Annotated in this window: 13 protein-coding genes; 9 read left to right on the top strand and 4 right to left on the bottom strand. The window is 59.7% G+C overall.

The window, feature by feature from the left end:
• Nucleotides 1-8 precede the first annotated feature (8 nt).
• The 6 genes from hrpB (at nt 9) to fhuB (ending at nt 11,219) form a co-directional block, all read left to right on the top strand.
• The gene (gene hrpB, locus ACSPHG_RS19815) at nt 9-2,441 is read left to right on the top strand and encodes an ATP-dependent helicase HrpB (RefSeq protein WP_435955184.1); all 2,433 of its coding nucleotides are present in this window, start codon (nt 9-11) and stop codon (nt 2,439-2,441) included.
• Nucleotides 2,442-2,521: 80 nt separating this feature from the next.
• The gene (mrcB, locus tag ACSPHG_RS19810) at nt 2,522-5,071 is read left to right on the top strand and encodes a bifunctional glycosyl transferase/transpeptidase (protein ID WP_435955183.1); all 2,550 of its coding nucleotides are present in this window, start codon (nt 2,522-2,524) and stop codon (nt 5,069-5,071) included.
• Between the two features lie 211 nt (nt 5,072-5,282).
• Nucleotides 5,283-7,484 (top strand): ferrichrome porin FhuA, encoded by a 2,202-nt coding sequence (gene fhuA, locus ACSPHG_RS19805; RefSeq protein WP_435955182.1) that lies wholly within the window; start codon nt 5,283-5,285, stop codon nt 7,482-7,484.
• A gap of 56 nt (nt 7,485-7,540) precedes the next feature.
• Entirely contained in the window at nt 7,541-8,338 is a 798-nt protein-coding gene (fhuC, locus tag ACSPHG_RS19800) for a Fe3+-hydroxamate ABC transporter ATP-binding protein FhuC (protein WP_435955181.1), read from the top strand.
• Entirely contained in the window at nt 8,338-9,237 is a 900-nt protein-coding gene (fhuD, locus tag ACSPHG_RS19795) for a Fe(3+)-hydroxamate ABC transporter substrate-binding protein FhuD (RefSeq protein WP_435955180.1), read from the top strand. The genes fhuC and fhuD overlap by 1 nt, the downstream gene beginning before the upstream one ends.
• Nucleotides 9,234-11,219: a Fe(3+)-hydroxamate ABC transporter permease FhuB gene (fhuB, locus tag ACSPHG_RS19790; protein ID WP_435955179.1), complete on the top strand. Its 1,986-nt coding sequence runs from the start codon at nt 9,234-9,236 to the stop codon at nt 11,217-11,219. The genes fhuD and fhuB overlap by 4 nt, the downstream gene beginning before the upstream one ends.
• A gap of 150 nt (nt 11,220-11,369) precedes the next feature.
• Here the strand turns inward: fhuB and hemL are convergent, their stop codons facing one another.
• Nucleotides 11,370-12,650, bottom strand: coding sequence for a glutamate-1-semialdehyde 2,1-aminomutase (gene hemL, locus ACSPHG_RS19785; protein ID WP_435955178.1), 1,281 nt, complete (start codon nt 12,648-12,650; stop codon nt 11,370-11,372).
• A gap of 138 nt (nt 12,651-12,788) precedes the next feature.
• Between hemL and clcA the strand changes: the two genes are divergently transcribed.
• Both clcA and erpA read left to right on the top strand, forming a co-directional pair.
• Nucleotides 12,789-14,210, top strand: a complete 1,422-nt coding sequence (gene clcA / locus ACSPHG_RS19780; protein ID WP_435955177.1) for a H(+)/Cl(-) exchange transporter ClcA — start codon at nt 12,789-12,791, stop codon at nt 14,208-14,210.
• A gap of 81 nt (nt 14,211-14,291) precedes the next feature.
• The gene (gene erpA, locus ACSPHG_RS19775; RefSeq protein ID WP_435955176.1) at nt 14,292-14,639 is read left to right on the top strand and encodes an iron-sulfur cluster insertion protein ErpA; all 348 of its coding nucleotides are present in this window, start codon (nt 14,292-14,294) and stop codon (nt 14,637-14,639) included.
• A gap of 51 nt (nt 14,640-14,690) precedes the next feature.
• Here erpA and ACSPHG_RS19770 read toward each other — a convergent pair whose 3' ends face one another.
• The 3 genes from ACSPHG_RS19770 to mtnN are packed head-to-tail and all read right to left on the bottom strand — an operon-like array spanning nt 14,691 to nt 16,821.
• Nucleotides 14,691-15,308: a TRIC cation channel family protein gene (locus ACSPHG_RS19770; protein WP_435955175.1), complete on the bottom strand. Its 618-nt coding sequence runs from the start codon at nt 15,306-15,308 to the stop codon at nt 14,691-14,693.
• A gap of 21 nt (nt 15,309-15,329) precedes the next feature.
• The gene (btuF, locus tag ACSPHG_RS19765; protein ID WP_435955173.1) at nt 15,330-16,130 is read right to left on the bottom strand and encodes a vitamin B12 ABC transporter substrate-binding protein BtuF; all 801 of its coding nucleotides are present in this window, start codon (nt 16,128-16,130) and stop codon (nt 15,330-15,332) included.
• The gene (gene mtnN / locus ACSPHG_RS19760; protein WP_435955172.1) at nt 16,123-16,821 is read right to left on the bottom strand and encodes a 5'-methylthioadenosine/S-adenosylhomocysteine nucleosidase; all 699 of its coding nucleotides are present in this window, start codon (nt 16,819-16,821) and stop codon (nt 16,123-16,125) included. The genes btuF and mtnN overlap by 8 nt, the downstream gene beginning before the upstream one ends.
• 94 nt (nt 16,822-16,915) lie before the next feature.
• On the opposite strand from mtnN, the gene dgt reads away from it, so the two are divergent.
• Nucleotides 16,916-18,430, top strand: a complete 1,515-nt coding sequence (dgt, locus tag ACSPHG_RS19755; protein WP_435955171.1) for a dGTPase — start codon at nt 16,916-16,918, stop codon at nt 18,428-18,430.
• The last annotated feature ends 6 nt before the right edge of the window (nt 18,431-18,436 follow it).

Here is an 18,436-nt window from a genome sequence, read left to right as displayed (position 1 = left end):
AGCTGTTTGTGTCGTCATTACCGGTCGCTGCGGTGCTACCCGATCTCCTCAACGCTTTGCAAACCGCGCCTCAGGTGCTGCTTAACGCGCCTACCGGGGCGGGGAAATCCACCTGGCTGCCTTTGGAAATCCTGAAATCTGGCGTCATCAAAGGGCGCATTCTGCTGCTTGAGCCGCGGCGTCTTGCCGCACGCAACGTTGCGCAGCGGCTGGCGGAGCTGCTGGGTGAAAAGCCCGGTGAAACGGTCGGTTACCGGATGCGGGCTGAAACCTGCGTCGGCCCGAATACCCGGCTTGAGGTGGTCACCGAAGGTATCCTGACGCGGACGATCCAACACGACCCCGAACTCGACGGCGTTGGGCTTGTGATCCTCGATGAATTCCACGAGCGCAGCCTGCAGGCAGACCTCGCCCTGGCGCTGCTGCTCGACGTGCAGCAGGGGCTGCGCGACGATCTTAAGCTGCTCATCATGTCCGCTACGCTTGATAACCAGCGGCTACAGCGCACGCTTGCGCAGGCGCCGGTGGTGAGCTCCGAAGGGCGTGCTTATCCGGTCGAGCGTCGCTACGGCCCGCTTGCGTCCCACCAGCGTTTCGACGAAGCCGTTGCCATTGCGGTGGCAAACCTTTTGCGCGAAGAGTCCGGCTCGCTGCTTTTATTCCTTCCCGGCGTCGGCGAAATCCAGCGCGTGCAGCAGCAGCTCCAGGAACGCGTCGCGGGCGACGTGCAGCTTTGCCCCCTTTATGGCGCGTTGCCGCTTAGCGAACAGCGCAAAGCCATCCTCCCGGCAGCGCCCGGCACGCGTAAGGTGGTGCTGGCGACCAACATCGCCGAAACGAGTCTGACTATCGAAGGCATCCGGCTGGTGGTGGACTGCGCCCAGGAGCGGGTGGCACGCTTCGACGTGCGTTCCGGCCTGACGCGGCTGGTCACCCAGCGCGTGAGCCAGGCATCAATGACCCAGCGCGCCGGGCGTGCCGGGCGGCTTGAGCCGGGTATCTGCCTGCATCTGACCAGCGCTGAACAGGCGGAACGCGCCGCGGCACAGGGCGAACCGGAAATTTTGCAAAGCGATCTCTCGGGCCTGCTGCTTGAGCTTTTACAGTGGGGCTGCAACGACCCGGCGCAGCTCACCTGGCTGGATCTGCCGCCAGCGGCTAATCTTCACGCGGCGCGGCAGCTTCTGCGCCAGCTCGGCGCGCTGGACGAACGGCATCGCCTGACGCCAGCGGGCCAAAAGATGGCGCAGATGGGCAACGATCCGCGCTTTGCCGCCATGCTGATCGCGGCGAAAACGCCTGACGAGCAGGCAACCGCCGCGCGTCTGGTCGCGATTCTGGAAGAGCCGCCGCGTGGGCAGGACAGCGATTTACGCAACGCGTTCAGCCGCCGCCAGGACAACTGGCAGCAGCGCGCAAACCAGCTTCTCAGGCGTTTAAACAGCCGGGGCGGGCAGGCGGATATTGACCTGGCTGGCCCGCTGCTTGCGCAGGCGTTTGCCGACCGCATCGCCCGCAGGCGCGGTCAGGAAGGGCGCTACCAGCTGGCTAACGGCACGGGCGCGATGCTCAATCAGGACGACGCGCTGACCCGCTACGAATGGCTGCTGGCCCCGCTGCTTTTACAGGGTAGCCAGACGCCGGACGCGCGCATGCTCCAGGCGCTGCCGCTGGATATCGAAGCGCTGGTAGCCCGCGCGCCGGGTCTGTTAACGCAGAGCGATTCCGTCGAATGGGACGAGGCGCTGGGGACGTTAAAAGCCTTCCGCCGCTCGCAGATTGGGCAGCTGGTCGTCAAAGTCCAGCCGCTGGCGAAACCGTCGCAGGACGAGCTGCACCAGGCGATGCTCAACGGCATTCGCGATCGCGGCCTTGGCGTGCTCAACTGGTCGCCCCAGGCGCAGCAGCTGCGGGTTCGCCTGGCATGCGCGGCGAAATGGCTGCCGGAAAAAAACTGGCCTGACGTCAGCGATGAAGCGCTGCTGCGGGATTTAGACAAATGGCTGCTGCCGGAAATGCACGGCGTGCATTCGCTGCGGGCGCTGAAAAACATCGACGTCACACGAGCGTTACAAAATCTGCTTGAGTGGTCACAACGGCAACATCTGGATAGTGCGCTGCCAACTCATTACACTGTGCCGACCGGAAGCCAGATTTCCCTTCGCTACGACGAAGAGAATCCGCCCGTTTTAGCGGTGCGCATGCAGGAGATGTTTGGCGAAGCGCAAACCCCGGCGATCGCCGAAGGGCGCGTGCCGCTGGTGCTTGAACTGCTCTCCCCGGCGCAGCGTCCGTTACAGATTACGCGTGATTTAACCGCGTTCTGGAAAGGCGCTTACCGGGAGGTGCAAAAAGAGATGAAAGGGCGCTACCCGAAACACGTGTGGCCGGACGATCCGGGCCAGGCGCAGCCGACGCGGCGCACTAAGAAGTATCAGTGACTTTGAGAGATTTCTTCTTTCGCTCGGTGCGGAAGAAAGGAGAATCAGGCCGTGCGCCTTATTATTTGGTGGAGAAAGCAATGGCGGGGAATGACCGCGAACCTATTGGACGTAAAGGAAGACCTGCTCGTCCCGCGAAAGAGAAGGTAAGCCGTCGTCGACTCAGGGATGAAGAGTACGACGACGATTACGATGATGATTACGACGACGAGGAGCCGATGCCGCCACGTAAAGGAAAGGGCGGCGGTAACGGCCGTCCGCCGCGTAAAAAACGCCGCTGGCTATGGTTCTTAGTGAAGCTGTTTGTGGTCTTTGTGGTGCTGTTTGTGATTTACGGCGTCTACCTGGATCAGCAGATTCGCAACCGTATCGACGGTAAAGTCTGGCAGCTACCTGCGGCGGTGTATGGCCGCATGGTTAACCTTGAGCCAGACATGCCGTACAGCAAAAAAGAGATGGTTAACCTGCTGGAAGCCACGCAGTATCGCCAGGTCACGCGCATGACGCGTCCGGGCGAATTTACCGTGCAGGCCAACAGCATTGAGATGATCCGTCGCCCGTTCGATTTCCCGGATAGTAAAGAAGGGCAGATCCGCGCGCGGCTGGTCTTTGATGGCGAGCGTCTGGAATCCATCCAGAATATGGACAGCAACCGCAGCTTCGGTTTCTTCCGTTTAGACCCGCGCCTGATCACCATGCTCTCTTCGCCAAACGGCGAGCAGCGCCTGTTCGTGCCGCGCACGGGCTTCCCGGATCTGCTGGTGGATACGCTGATCGCCACCGAAGACCGCCATTTCTACGAGCATGACGGGATTAGCGTTTATTCCATCGGCCGTGCCGTGGTCGCCAACCTAACGGCGGGCCGAGCGGTGCAGGGCGGCAGTACGTTGACCCAGCAGCTGGTGAAAAACCTGTTCCTGACCAACAAACGCACCCTGTGGCGTAAAGCCAACGAAGCGTACATGGCGCTGATCATGGACGCCCGCTACGGCAAAGACCGCATCCTCGAGCTGTATCTTAACGAGGTGTATCTCGGCCAGAGCGGCGACGAGCAGATCCGCGGCTTCCCGCTGGCGAGCCTGTACTACTTTGGCCGTCCGGTGGACGAGCTGAGCCTCGACCAGCAGGCGCTGCTGGTGGGCATGGTGAAAGGCGCGTCGCTGTATAACCCGTGGCGCAACCCGAAACTCGCCCTCGAACGTCGTAACCTGGTGCTGCGCCTGCTGCAGGAGCAGAAGGTGATCGATCAGGAGCTGTACGACATGCTGAGCGCTCGTCCTCTGGGCGTGCAGCCGCGCGGCGGGGTGATTTCACCGCAGCCGGCGTTTATGCAGATGGTGCGTAACGAGCTGCAGGCGAAGCTCGGCGACAAGGTGAAAGATCTCTCCGGCGTGAAGATCTTCACCACCTTTGACTCGGTTTCACAGGATGCGGCAGAAAAAGCGGTCAGTGAAGGTGTGCCGGTGCTGCGCGCTTCCCGCAAGCTGAAAGATCTTGAAGCGGCGATGGTTATCGTCGACAGGTATACCGGCGAAGTGCGTGCGGTTGTTGGCGGGGCGGAAACGCAGTATGCGGGCTTTAACCGCGCGCTGCAGGCCCGCCGCTCCATCGGCTCGCTGGCAAAACCGGCAACCTATTTGACGGCGCTGAGCCAGCCGGATAAATATCGTCTGAACACGATTATCGCCGATGCGCCGATCTCGCTGCCGCAGCCGAACGGGCAGGTGTGGTCGCCGCAGAACGACGATCATCGCTTCAGCGGCCAGGTCATGCTGGTGGATGCGCTAACCCGCTCCATGAACGTGCCGACCGTGAACTTAGGTATGTCGCTTGGCCTACCGGCCATCACCGACACCTGGACCAAGCTCGGCGTGCCGAAAGACCAGCTGAACCCGGTTCCGGCGATGATTCTGGGGGCGCTGAACCTGACGCCGATTCAGGTCGCGCAGGCGTTCCAGACCATCGCCAGCGGCGGCAACCGCGCAACGCTTTCCGCGCTGCGTTCGGTTATCGCGGAAGACGGCACGGTGCTGTATCAGAGCTTCCCGCAGGCGGAGCAGGCTGTTCCACCGCAGGCGGCGTACATGACGCTCTTCACCATGCAGCAGGTTATGGCGCGTGGTACCGGGCGTGCGCTGGGCGGTAAATATCCTAACCTGCATCTTGCCGGTAAAACGGGGACCACCAACAACAACGTGGATACCTGGTTTGCGGGCATCGACGGCAAAGAGGTGACCATCACCTGGGTTGGGCGCGATAACAACCAGCCGACCAAGCTGTACGGCGCGAGCGGCGCGATGGCGCTGTATCAGCGTTATCTGGCAAACCAGACGCCGATCCCGCTGACGCTGACGCCGCCGGAAGATATCGTGGATATGGGCGTGGACGACGTGGGTAACTTCCAGTGTGCCGGCGGTGCAGTGCGCACCCTGCCGGTCTGGACGACCAACCCGGACGCGCTGTGCCAGCAGAGCATGCAGCAACAGCAGAATAATAATCCGTTCGACCAGTCCTCCGGCGAGCCTCAACAGCAGCCGCAGCAGCAGCAACAACAGCAGCAACCGCCTCAGCAGCAGGAAAAGAGCGATGGCGTAGCGGGCTGGATCAAGGACATGTTCGGCAGCAATTAGTCTGCGTTATAGATAGGCCAAAAACCCCCGATTCGTTCGGGGGTTTTCTTTTTGTTAATCCCTGAAACTTACTCTGGTTAATTATTATTCCCTTAGTCTCCCAAGGGATGTGATCCGCTTGCTATGCACTTTCCGTTTCGTCTATTATCCTGCGGGCATAATAATAATTATCGTTTACGTTATCATTCCTCACATCATCAGAGATTATACAATGGCGCGTTCAACCATCGGCCAGCCAGCCAACACCGCTATTCGCAAGCTTGCACTTTTCGTCGCTGCCGCCGTTGGCGGGGTCAGCGCATCAAGCTTTGCTGCAGATACCACAGCTAAAAAAGAAGACACCATCACCGTAACCGCTGCGGCTCCGCAGGAGAGCGCGTGGGGACCTGCGCCGACCGTTGCGGCTAAACGCACCGCTACCGCGACCAAGACCGACACGCCGATTGAAAAGACGCCGCAGTCTATTTCCGTGGTGACGCGTGACGAGATGGACGCCAAACAGCCGCTGACCGTGAAAGAAGCGCTGAACTACACCCCAAGCGTCTTCTCAACGCGCGGTAGCTCTTCTACCTATGATGTGGTCGCTATTCGCGGCTTTACGACTTCGTCGACTGTAAACACCAACCAGTATCTGGACGGCATGAAATTACAGGGCGATAACTATTCCGAAGCCTCGATGGACCCGTATTTCCTCGAGCGCGTTGAGCTGCTGCGCGGCCCGGTTTCCGTACTGTATGGTAAAAGCCATCCGGGCGGCGTCGTGAGCATGGTCAGCAAGCGCCCAACGACTGAACCGCTAAAAGAAGTTCAGTTCAAAATGGGCACCAACAACCTGTGGCAGACCGGCTTCGACTTCAGCGACGCGCTGGACGACAACGGCGAGTTCTCTTACCGTCTGACCGGCCTTGGCCGCAGCGAGAACGAGCAGCAGGAAATGGTTAAATCCACCCGCTACGCGATTGCGCCTTCCTTCAGCTGGCGTCCGGATGACAAAACCGACTTCACCTTCCTGAGCAACTTCCAGAGCGATCCGGACGCCGGTTACTACGGCTGGCTGCCGCGTCAGGGCACCGTTGTCCCTTACGTTGATGCTAACGGCAACGCGCACAAGCTGCCGACCGACTTCAACGAAGGCGAGCAAAACAACAAGATGTCCCGCCGTCAGCAGATGGTTGGCTACAGCTTCGCTCACGAATTTAACGATACCTGGACCGTGCGCCAGAACCTGCGCTACACGCGTATTCATACCCTGTATGATTCCGTCTACGGTAATGGCTACATTGCTCCGGGGCAGATCAGCCGCGCCTACGTGCGCTCTGATGAAGACCTGAACAACTTCACCGTTGATACCCAGGCGCAGACCAAATTCGCTACCGGCGCGGTAGATCACACGCTGCTGACCGGCGTTGACTACATGCGTATGCGTAACGACATCGATGCGGACTACGGCTCTGCCAACCCGATCGATATGCATAACCCGGTTTACGGCAACGCGAACGTGGTGACCTTCTTCCCTTATGAGGTTATCAACCGTCAGGAGCAAACCGGCCTGTATATGCAGGACCAGGCGGAATGGAACAAGTTCGTTCTGACCCTGGGCGGCCGCTATGACTTCGCCAAAACCTCGACGTTTACCCGCTCCAGCAGCACCACCGCAGAGATTAACGACGAACAGTTCACCTGGCGCGGCGGCCTGAACTACGTGTTCGATAACGGCATCGCGCCGTACATCAGCTACAGCGAATCCTTCGAGCCGGTTTCCGGTGCCAGCAAGCAGGGCAAGCCGTTTGACCCGTCGAAAGGCAAGCAGTACGAAGCGGGCGTGAAATACGTTCCTAAAGATCTGCCGATTACCGTTACCGCCGCCGTTTATCAGCTCACCAAAGATAAGAACCTGACCGCCGATCCAAGCGATATCGCTTTCAGCGTGCAGGGCGGCGAAATTCGTTCACGCGGCTTCGAGCTGGAAGCGAAGGCTGCCGTTAACGCAAACATCAACGTGACGGCGGGCTACACCTTCACCGACGCGGAATACACCCACGACACGCTGTATGAAGGCCAGCGTCCGGCAGAAGTGCCGCGCAACATGGCTTCCCTGTGGGCGGATTACACCTTCCACGAAACGGCGCTCAGCGGCTTTACCTTCGGTGCCGGCGCGCGTTACGTTGGCTCAACGTCGAGCTTCTATACTACGGGCCCTCAGACCAATGAGTCCTTTAACGTAGCGAGCTACACGGTTGCCGACGCGATGGTGAAATACGACCTGGGCCGCTTCGGTCTGCCGGGCTCATCCGTTGCCGTCAACGTTAACAACCTGTTCGATCGTGAGTACGTTTCCAGCTGCTACCGCGATTACGCCTGCTACTGGGGCGCGGAACGTCAGGTGGTTGCGACCGCGACCTTCCGCTTCTAATTTTTTAAGCAAACTTTGGGCACGGTTCGCCGTGCCCTTCAACAAGTTGGGCTATCATGCACGACAAACACACCTCTCCCGATACCACTTTCAGCCTCTCTGACGTCACCTTCCGGGTGCCGGGCCGCACCCTGCTTCACCCGCTTTCTCTAACCTTTCCCGTTGGCAAAGTGACCGGTCTTATCGGCCATAACGGTTCGGGCAAATCCACGCTGCTCAAAATGCTCGGACGCCATCAGAAACCGTCGGACGGCGAAGTGCGCCTTAACGATCAGCCGCTCGATAGCTGGAGCAGCAAGGCGTTTGCTCGCCAAGTGGCTTACCTACCGCAGCAGCTTCCGGCGGCAGAAGGGATGACAGTGCGCGAGCTGGTGGCGATCGGTCGCTATCCGTGGCACGGCGCGCTGGGGCGGTTTGGCGTGGCCGACAGGGAGCTGGTGGATGAAGCGATTACGCTGGTCGGCCTGAAGCCTTTTGCCCATCGCCTGGTAGACAGCCTTTCCGGCGGCGAGCGCCAGCGGGCGTGGATCGCCATGCTGGTGGCGCAGGACAGCCGCTGCCTGCTGCTCGATGAGCCTACCTCCGCGCTGGATATCGCCCATCAGGTTGACGTGCTGGCGCTCATCCATCGTTTGAGCCAGGAGCGCGGCCTGACGGTGATTGCCGTGCTGCACGACATCAATATGGCCGCGCGCTACTGCGACCACCTGGTGGCGCTGCGCGGTGGCGAAATGATTGCCCAGGGCAGCCCGGCTGAAATTATGAAGAGCGAAACGCTCGAGCATATCTACGGCATTCCGATGGGCATCCTGCCGCACCCGGCGGGCAGCGCACCAGTGAGCTTTGTCTACTGATGCCGGACGTAATCAATCCTTCCCTTAGCCGTCGCCAGCTTGTGGCGGCGCTGGCGCTCTCGCCGCTGTTATTCAGGATGGGCACGGCTCACGCTGCGTCTATCGATCCTCATCGCGTTGTCGCCCTCGAATGGCTGCCGGTGGAGCTGATGCTCGCGCTTGGCGTGACGCCGATGGCGGTGGCGGACATGACCAACTACCGCGCCTGGGTTGGCGAGCCTGAACTCCCGGCGAGCGTTATCGACGTTGGCCTGCGCACCGAGCCGAACCTGGAGCTGCTGACCCAGCTTAAGCCGTCGCTGATCCTCTATTCTGCGGGCTACGGCCCGGCGCCCGAGAAAATGTCGCGCATAGCACCAGGGCTGGGCTTTAACTTTAACGATGGCTCGGGCAAGCCGCTTACCGTGGCGCGCCGATCGCTGGTTGAGCTGGGCGACAGGCTGGGCATGCCGCAGGCGGCACAGGATCACCTGGCGCATTTCGATCGCTTTATCGCCGAGATGAAGCCGCGCTTTACCGAGCGGGGCGATCGCCCGGTTCTGCTGATGACGCTGCTCGATCCGCGCCACGCGCTGGTCGTGGGCGAAAACAGCCTGTTCCAGGAAGTCATGGATCTGCTGGGCGTGAAAAATGCCTGGCACGGCGAAACCAACTTCTGGGGCACGGCGGTTATCGGCCTGGAGCGCCTTGCCGCCGTGAAAAATGCCGACGTGATCTGCTTCGACCACAACAACGATGCCGAAATGGAAAAAGTGATGGCTTCACCGCTGTGGAAGGCCATGCCGTTCGTGCGTCAGAACCGTTTTCAGCGCGTGCCCGCCGTGTGGCTGTACGGCGCGACAATTTCGGCGATGAACTTCACTAAAATGCTGGCGAAAGCCGTAGGGAGCGCCGCGTGAAACGTCATCATGCTTTTTTCCCCGCCGCGCTGCTGGCCTTACTCTTTGTTGCGGCCTGCGCGCTGACGCTGCAAAACCTTGGCGCGCAGCTGCCTTCGTCCCAGTGGTCAAAAGCCCTGTGGCAGCCCAATATCGACGATATCAACCAGATGCTGTTCCACTACAGCCTGCTGCCACGGCTTGCGGTTTCGCTGCTGGTCGGCGCGGGGCTGGGGCTGGTCGGCGTGCTGTTCCAGCAGGTGCTGCGTAACCCGCTTGCCGAGCCGACTACCCTCGGCGTGGCGAGCGGCGCTCAGCTTGGCGTTACGGTTGCCACCCTTTGGGCGCTGCCGGGCGGCTTTGAAACGCAGCAGTTTGCCGCGCTGATCGGCGCGGGCGTTGTCGGGCTGCTGGTGTTTGGCGTGGCGTGGGGCAAGCGGCTTTCGCCCGTGACGCTCATTCTGGCAGGTCTGGTGCTCAGCCTGTACTGCGGCGCTGTGAACCAGCTGTTAGCCATTTTCCACCACGATCAGCTGCAAAATATGTTCCTGTGGAGCACCGGCGCGTTGAACCAGCAGGACTGGAGCATCGTCAACGGCCTGTGGCCGCGGCTGGTCGGCGGGCTGCTGCTGACGCTGCTGCTGTTGCGCCCGCTGACGCTGATGGGGCTTGACGACGGCGTTGCCCGTAACCTGGGCCTCGCGCTGTCTCTGGTACGGTTTGCGACCCTGATTCTCGCCATCGCGATCAGCGCGCTGCTGGTGAACGCGGTGGGGATCGTTGGGTTTATCGGCCTGTTTGCGCCGCTGCTGGCGAAGATGCTGGGCGCACGTCGCCTGGTGGCCCGCCTTTTCCTCGCGCCGCTGATTGGGGCGCTGATCCTGTGGATTTCCGATCAGGCGGTTATCTGGCTGACCGACGCGTGGCGTGAAATTTCAACCGGCACGGTGACCGCGCTGATTGGCGCGCCGCTGCTGCTGTGGCTGCTGCCGCGCCTGCGTACGGTCGGCTCGCCTGCCATGAACGCGGGTGATAACGTTCCCGCTGAACGCCAGCACGTTGGCTGGTGGGTACTCGTTGGCTCCGGCCTGCTGGCGCTGGTCATCGTCACGGCGTTAACGCTCGGCCGCGACGCGCACGGCTGGAACTGGGTTAACGGCGCGATGTTCCACGACCTGCTGCCGTGGCGCTGGCCGCGTATGCTGGCGGCGCTGAGCGCCGGGATGATGCTGGCGGTGGCGGGCTGCGTGATCCAGCGCCTGACGGGTAATGCGATGGCGAGCCCGGAAGTGCTGGGCATCAGTTCCGGTGCCGCTTTCGGCGTGGTTGTCATGCTGTTTATCGTGCCGGGCAATGCGTTCAGCTGGCTGTTCCCGGCGGGTAGCCTGGGCGCGGCCGTCACGCTGCTGGTGATTATGGTTGCCGCCGGGCGCGGCGGGTTCTCGCCCCAGCGCATGCTGCTGGCGGGGATGGCGCTGAGCACCGCGTTCACCATGCTGCTGATGCTGCTTCTGGCAAGCGGCGATCCTCGCATGGCGGGGATTCTGACGTGGATTTCCGGTTCGACCTATGGCGTTAGCGGCGATCAGGCGGTGAAAACGCTGATTCTGATGGTGCTGCTGCTTGCGCTTACGCCGCTGTGCCGCCGCTGGCTGACGATCCTGCCGCTGGGCGGTGCAACCGCGCGCGCGGTGGGGATGGCGCTGACGCAGTCAAGATTTGGCCTGCTCCTGCTGGCTGCGACGCTTACCGCCGCCGCGACGCTGACCGTCGGGCCGCTGAGCTTTGTCGGGCTGATGGCTCCGCATATCGCACGTATGCTGGGCTTCCGCCGCGCGATGCCACAGCTGGTCATGGCCGCGCTGTTCGGTGGCATGCTGATGGTGGCTGCGGACTGGTGCGGAAGGATGCTGATGTTCCCGGATCAGGTGCCTGCCGGGCTGCTGGCGACGTTTATCGGCGCGCCTTATTTTGTATATTTATTGCGGAAACAGAGTCGCTAGATTTGCCGAGCGTCGGGTGGCGGCTTGCGCCTTACCCGACCTACGAAAACATATCGAACGCGCCATCCACCGTGATTGTTTACGAAAAGACGGCGCAGTGCGATTTTGTAGGGTGGATAAGCGCAGGCGCCATCCACCGCTACTCCTCAATTAAAGCTTCGCAAACACCCGGCGCGCGGCGTCGATGGTTTTCTGAATATCTTCTTTCGAGTGCGCAACCGACATAAAGCCTGCTTCAAACGCGGAAGGGGCGAGGTACACGCCTTCTTCCAGCATCAGGTGGAAGAACTTCTTGAAGCGCTCCACGTCGCACGCCATCACGTCTTTGTAGTTGGTCACGGTTGGCGCATCGGTAAAGAACAGGCCGAACATGCCGCCAACGTTATTCACCACCAGCGGGATATTTTCTTCTTTTGCCGCATTCAGCAGGCCGCTTGCCAGCATTTCCGTCAGTTCGGTCAGCGTCTGGTGAATACCCGGCTGGGAAACTTCCGTCAGACAGGCATAGCCCGCGGCCATGGCGATTGGGTTACCGGACAGCGTACCCGCCTGGTAAACCGGGCCGGTAGGTGCCAGCGCGTCCATGATTTCACGACGGCCGCCAAAGGCGCCCACCGGCATGCCGCCGCCGATGATTTTGCCAAGGCAGGTCAGGTCTGGCTCCACGTCGTAATAAGACTGAGCGCCAGCCAGCGCGACGCGGAAGCCGGTCATGACTTCATCGATGATCAGCAGCGCGCCGAATTCGTCGCACAGCGCGCGCAGGCCCGGCAGGAAGTCGTCGTTTGGTGGAATGCAGTTCATGTTGCCCGCGACTGGCTCAACGATGATGCAGGCCACGTCCTGCGGATACTGCTCGAACGCTTCGCGCACCGAAGCAAGATCGTTATAGGTGCAGGTCAGGGTGTGTTTGGCGAAATCAGCCGGTACGCCCGGAGAGTTCGGCTGGCCCAGCGTCAGCGCGCCGGAACCGGCTTTCACCAGCAGGCAGTCGGCGTGGCCGTGATAGCAGCCTTCAAACTTAATGATTTTGTCGCGGCCGGTGAAGCCGCGCGCCAGGCGAATGGCGCTCATGGTGGCTTCGGTGCCGGAGTTGACCATGCGAACCATGTCCATCGTCGGCACCAGTTCGGTCACCAGCTCCGCCATTTTGACTTCCATTTCGGTCGGCGCGCCGAAGCTCAGGCCGCGCTCTACGGCTTCGATAACCGCGTTGCGGATCGCCGGATGGTTATGACCGAGGATCATCGGACCCCAGGAACCGACGTAATCGATATAGGCTTTGCCGTCGGCGTCGTACAGGTAGGCGCCGTCCGCGCGTTCAACAAACAGCGGCACGCCGCCGACTCCGGTAAAAGCACGTACCGGTGAGTTCACCCCGCCAGGGATGACTTTGCGGGCGGCATCGTACAGGTTTTCTGACTTACTCATGAATCGGCTCCTGATTCGTGGAAATGGTGGCAACGGGCTATTCTAAGGGAAAGCCCCGCCGTTATGAAAGTTTTGCCCCAACGCGCCGAGCGGGTAGAATGCCCGCTTGATTTGTATTACTTATTAATGATTACGCTCATGAACCCACTTCATCCATCGTTTGAGGCACAGGAAGCCGTGCGTTTGCGCAGGAGCGACATCGTGCGTCGCCTGATCCGTCAGGACAAAACCCCGGTGGCGATTCTGTTTATGGCGGCCATTGTCGGCACGCTCGCCGGGCTTGTCGGCGTGGCTTTCGAAAAAGCTGTGACCTGGATCCAGCAAAACCGCCTGGCGATGCTGGCCCACGTCGCGGATTCTTCGCTGCTGGTGTGGCCGCTGGCGTTTCTTAGCTCCGTGCTGCTGGCGGGACTTGGCTATTATCTCGTGCGGCGCTTTGCGCCCGAGGCGGGCGGGTCGGGCATCCCCGAAATTGAAGGCGCTCTGGAGGAGCTGCGCCCGGTACGCTGGTGGCGCGTGATTCCGGTAAAATTCATCGGCGGCATGGGCACGCTTGGCGCGGGCATGGTGCTGGGGCGCGAAGGCCCGACGGTGCAGATGGGCGGGAATATCGGCCGCATGGTGTTGGATATTTTCCGCGTGCGCGGTGCCGAAGCGCGCCATTCCCTGCTGGCGACGGGGGCGGCAGCCGGGCTTTCCGCCGCGTTTAACGCGCCTTTGGCGGGCATTCTGTTCATCATCGAAGAGATGCGCCCACAGTTCCGCTACAACCTGATCTCCATAAAGGCGGTATTTATCGGCGTGATTATGTCGAGCGTTGTCTTCCGCATCTTTAATGGCGAAAGCGCGGTTATCGAAGTCGGTAAGCTCTCCAACGCCCCGGTTAATACGCTGTGGCTTTACCTGGTGCTGGGCATGGTGTTCGGCGTGGTGGGCGTAGTGTTTAACTCGCTGGTGTTCCGCGTGCAGGATATGTTTTTCCGTATTCACGGCGGGAACATCGGCAAATGGGTGGTGATTGGCGGTCTGCTCGGCGGCCTCTGCGGCGTGCTGGGGCTAATTGAACCGGCGGCAGCGGGCGGCGGCTCGAACCTTATCCCTATAGCGGCGGCGGGTAATTACACCATCGGCATGCTGCTGTTTATTTTCATCGCACGCATTGTGACCACGCTTTTATGTTTTTCTTCCGGCGCGCCGGGGGGGATTTTTGCCCCGATGCTGGCGCTCGGCACGCTGCTCGGCACGGCTTTCGGCACCGGCTGCGCGGCCTGGTTCCCCGCGTATCATCTTGATGTTGGGACCTTTGCCATTGCGGGGATGGGGGCGCTGTTTGCCGCATCGGTGCGCGCGCCGCTGACCGGTATCGTGCTGGTACTGGAAATGACTGATAATTATCAGCTCATTTTGCCAATGATTATTACCTGCCTCGGCGCGACACTGCTTGCCCAGTTCCTCGGCGGAAAACCGCTTTATTCTTCGATACTTGAGCGCACCCTGGCTAAGCAGGAAGCCGAAGAGCGGGCGAAAGCGCAGCAAACCCCGGCCGGGGAGAATACTTGAACGATTTACCAGGGTATTAGATAATGACCCCAAAGATCGGGTTAAAATTTATCCGACTTCTTATTTCGTTGGGAGCAAAAAATGAGTGATGACGTCGTAGCGCTGCCCCTCCAGTTTACGGAAGCAGCAGCCAATAAAGTAAAAAGCCTGATCGCAGATGAAGAGAATCCGAATCTCAAACTGCGCGTCTACATCACCGGTGGTGGTTGCAGCGGCTTCCAGTATGGTTTCACCTTTGATGACCAGATTAACGACGGCGATATGACCATCGAAAAACAAGGCGTCGCGCTGGTGGTTGACCCGATGAGCCTGCAATACCTGGTCGGCGGCGCGGTGGACTACACCGAAGGCCTGGAAGGTTCTCGCTTCGTGGTGAGCAACCCGAACGCCAAAAGCACCTGCGGGTGCGGTTCTTCCTTTAGCGTGTAAGCGCGCGGGAAATAAAAAGCCGGGTTTCTGTACCCGGCTTTTTTACGTCTGTTATTTGTCTTCGAGGGCGAAGGTCGGCAGCTTAAGGTGCCAGCGGATTGCCGCCAGGCGTATGGCGAGCGTCACGACCATGCCGATCATGCTCGCCTGTTCCAGCGGCACCTTGAAGGTATAAAAAGCGGTGGCATGCACGATACCGCCGATAATACAGGCGGTGGCGTAGATTTCCGTTCGCAGGATCATCGGGATTTCACGCGCCAGCACGTCGCGAATTATCCCGCCGCCCACGCCCGTTAACACGCCCATGCAGATGGCGATAAGCGGGCTGGTGCCGGCCAGAAAGGCCTTGTTGACGCCGATACCAACAAACACCGCAAGCCCCACGGCATCCAGCACCGGGAGAACCCACTTCGGCAGGCGACGCGGCTGGCGCACCAGCAGAATGGTCAGCAGGCAGGTGACCATCGCCACCACCAGGTCTGTAGCATCTTTTACCCAGAATACCGGGCCGTTTGCCAGCGCCATATCACGGATAGTCCCGCCGCCTACCGCCGTTACCACGCCCAGAACCAGCACGCCAAAAGGGTCCATGCGGAGTTTACCGGCGAGCAGAACGCCGGAGATTGCAAAGACAGCTGTGCCAATAATATCCAGCCAGTAGACCAGCATTTATTACCCTCAGAGAAGACGCTAACGTTTCGCCAGCTCCGAACAGAGCTGTTTTGCGGCGAGGATAATACGCGGGCCGGAGCGGCTAAACCAGTCATCATTCACCGCAATAACCGGAATAGTTAGCTGGGTATGCCAGAATTCTTGCACCGGTGGGATCTGGGTCGCATCGCCAGCGATGATAATAGCCTGTGGGCTGCGGATGAGCACCTGCTCGCGGCTGACCTGCGGCCAGGGAACGCGGCTATCGGCGAAGATATTTTGCCCACCGCACGTTTCGAGGATTTCGTTTTGCAGCGAGCCTTTTCCGGAGGTGAAAAGGGGATGCTGCCCAAACTGGAGGAACACCTTTTTGCTGGTCGTTTGCGCGTACCTGGCTTTTAGCTCGCTGAAGTCTTTAGCCAGTTTATCGGCGGCCTGGTTAGCCTTTTCGGGCGTGGTGCTGTACTGGCCGAGCTGGCGGAGCGCTGCAACAACGCCTTCGACCGTGGTTGGGTCCAGCCAGACGACTTTTATGCCCAGTGCTGCCAGCTGGTTAACCTGCCGTTCGGCGTTTCCGGCGCGCCACGCGAGAATGACATCCGGCTTTAACGCCACGATGCGTTCGAGGTTCATGCCCTGCCAGTTCGCCACCTGCTCGATTGTTTTAGCCTGTTCGGGATAGTCCGACCAGGCGCTCACCGCCACCGGCGTAATTCCGGCCGCAAAGGCGAGCTCGGTATTGCTCGGCGACAGGGAGATAACGCGCGGTGCGGCAAACAGCAGCGATGGGGCGAAGAAAAGAATGGCGCAGATTCTGCGCCAGAAGATTCGGTTAACCACGAGCCAGTTTCTGCACCAGTTTCTCAACCATCAGGGTGGACTGTTTAGCCGCCACCGCAAGGAACTCGTCAAAGCTCAGGTGCGACTGCTGGTCGGCTACGTCGGAGATGGCGCGAACCACCACGAACGGCGTGCCGAAGCTATGGCAAACGTGCGCCACGGCGGTTGCTTCCATTTCTACCGCAACGGCCTGCGGGAAGTTGTGACGGATTTTTGCCAGCGCAACGGAACCGTTAATAAACGCGTCGCCGCTGACTACCAGGCCGCGCACCGCGTGCAGGTTCAGCTCGGTGATGCACTCTTCAGCCGCCGCAATCAGCCTGGCGTCTGCGGCAAAGCCGGCAGGGCAGCCCGGCAGCTGGCCGTATTCGTAACCGAAGGCGGTCACGTCCGCATCGTGGTAGCGCGCTTCGTCGGAAACGACGATATCGCCCACTTTTAGCGTTGCAGCAAGGCCGCCTGCGGAGCCGGTGTTGATAACCACGTCTGGCTTGCAATGCTCCAGCAGCAGAGTTGCGCCCATGGCCGCGGAAACTTTACCAATGCCGGATTTCAGGAGCGCCACTTCCACGCCGTTCAGGGTGCCGGTATAAATTTCTAACCCGGCCAGTTTGAGCGTTTGACGGTTTTCGATTTTGTCACGCAGCAGCGTAACTTCTTCATCCATTGCACCAATAATGCCTGCTTTCATAGTGATACTCGCAATCGTGATAGTTAGGATGCATAGTCTATCATGGCATGCAGGAAGGAATTAATCCGCTCGTGAGCTGGGCGAAGGAGAGGGCATGAGTGAAATAGATTTCCGCAGGAAAATTAACTGGCACCGCCGTTTCCGATCGCCTGAAGGCGTCAAAAATGAGCATGAGATTTTGCGCATCTTCGAAAGCGATCGCGGGCGCATTATAAACTCACCGGCTATTCGTCGGCTGCAGCAAAAAACGCAGGTTTTCCCTCTCGAGCGTAACGCCTCGGTGCGCACCCGGCTTACGCATTCCATGGAAGTTCAGCAGGTCGGGCGCTATATCGCCAAAGAGGTGCTCAGCCGCCTGAAAGAGCAGCAAAGCCTCGAGAAATATGGGCTAGACGAACTCACCGGGCCGTTTGAGAGCATCGTCGAGATGGCCTGCCTGATGCACGATATCGGCAACCCGCCGTTCGGCCATTTTGGTGAATCCGCCATCAATGACTGGTTTCGCCAGCGGCTTTTCCCGAGCGATGCGGGAAGCCAGCCGCGCAGTGACGACCGCTGTAAGGTAAACGCGCTACAGCTGCGGGAAGGCGAGGACCGCCTGAACGAGTTGCGCCGCAACGTGCGCCAGGATCTATGCCAGTTTGAAGGCAACGCGCAGGGTATTCGCCTGGTTCACAGCCTGCTGCGCATGAACCTGACCTGGGCGCAGGTGGGCTGCATCCTGAAATATACTCGCCCGGCGTGGTTTGTGGGCAAGCCGCCGGAAAGTCACGCTTATCTGATGAAGAAACCGGGTTTTTATCTCTCTGAAGAGGCGTACATCAAGCGGCTGCGCGCGGAGCTTCAGCTCGGTGAATACAGCCGTTTCCCGCTGACGTGGATAATGGAGGCCGCTGACGATATCTCCTACTGCGTGGCGGATCTGGAGGATGCGGTTGAGAAGAATATTTTCAGCGTCGAGCAGCTTTATCAGCATCTTTGCGAGGCCTGGGGCGAGCATCGCCCGGACGATCTATTTGAAGAGGTGGTGAACGAGGCATGGCGTAAATCGAGCACCAATCAGATGCGCCGCAGCACCGAAGACCAGTTCTTTATGTATTTGCGCGTTAATACCTTAAACCAGCTGGTTCCCTACGCGGCCCAGCGATTTATCGATAACCTGCCGGAGATTTATTCCGGCGAGTTTAATCACGCTTTATTAGAGGACGATAGCCCGTTCGCTCGTCTGCTGGAACTCTATAAGCAGGTCGCTATTCGTCAGGTATTCAACCATCCCGAAGTGGAACAGCTGGAATTACAGGGCTATAGAGTAATAAGCGGATTACTTGAAATTTACAGTCCGCTGCTCAATATAGCCGGTGAGGATTTTGCTGAGCTGGTGGAAAAAGAGAGTTTGCGCCGTCTGCCTATCGAAACGCGGCTTTATCATAAGTTATCGACCAAACATCGGCTTGCTTATATTGAGGCTGTGAATGCTTTGGTGCCATCGAACCCGGAGTTTGCCATCTGGGAATTTTATTATCGCTGCAGGCTTATCCAGGACTATATCAGCGGAATGACTGACTTATACGCCTGGGATGAATATCGGCGATTGATGGCCGTGGAATAACTGCCG

It is taken from the genome of Dryocola baronae (assembly GCF_051297175.1).
Lineage (GTDB): Bacteria > Pseudomonadota > Gammaproteobacteria > Enterobacterales > Enterobacteriaceae > Dryocola.
Note: the sequence above shows the minus strand (reverse complement) of the source record. Positions and strands in the feature narration are given on the sequence as shown.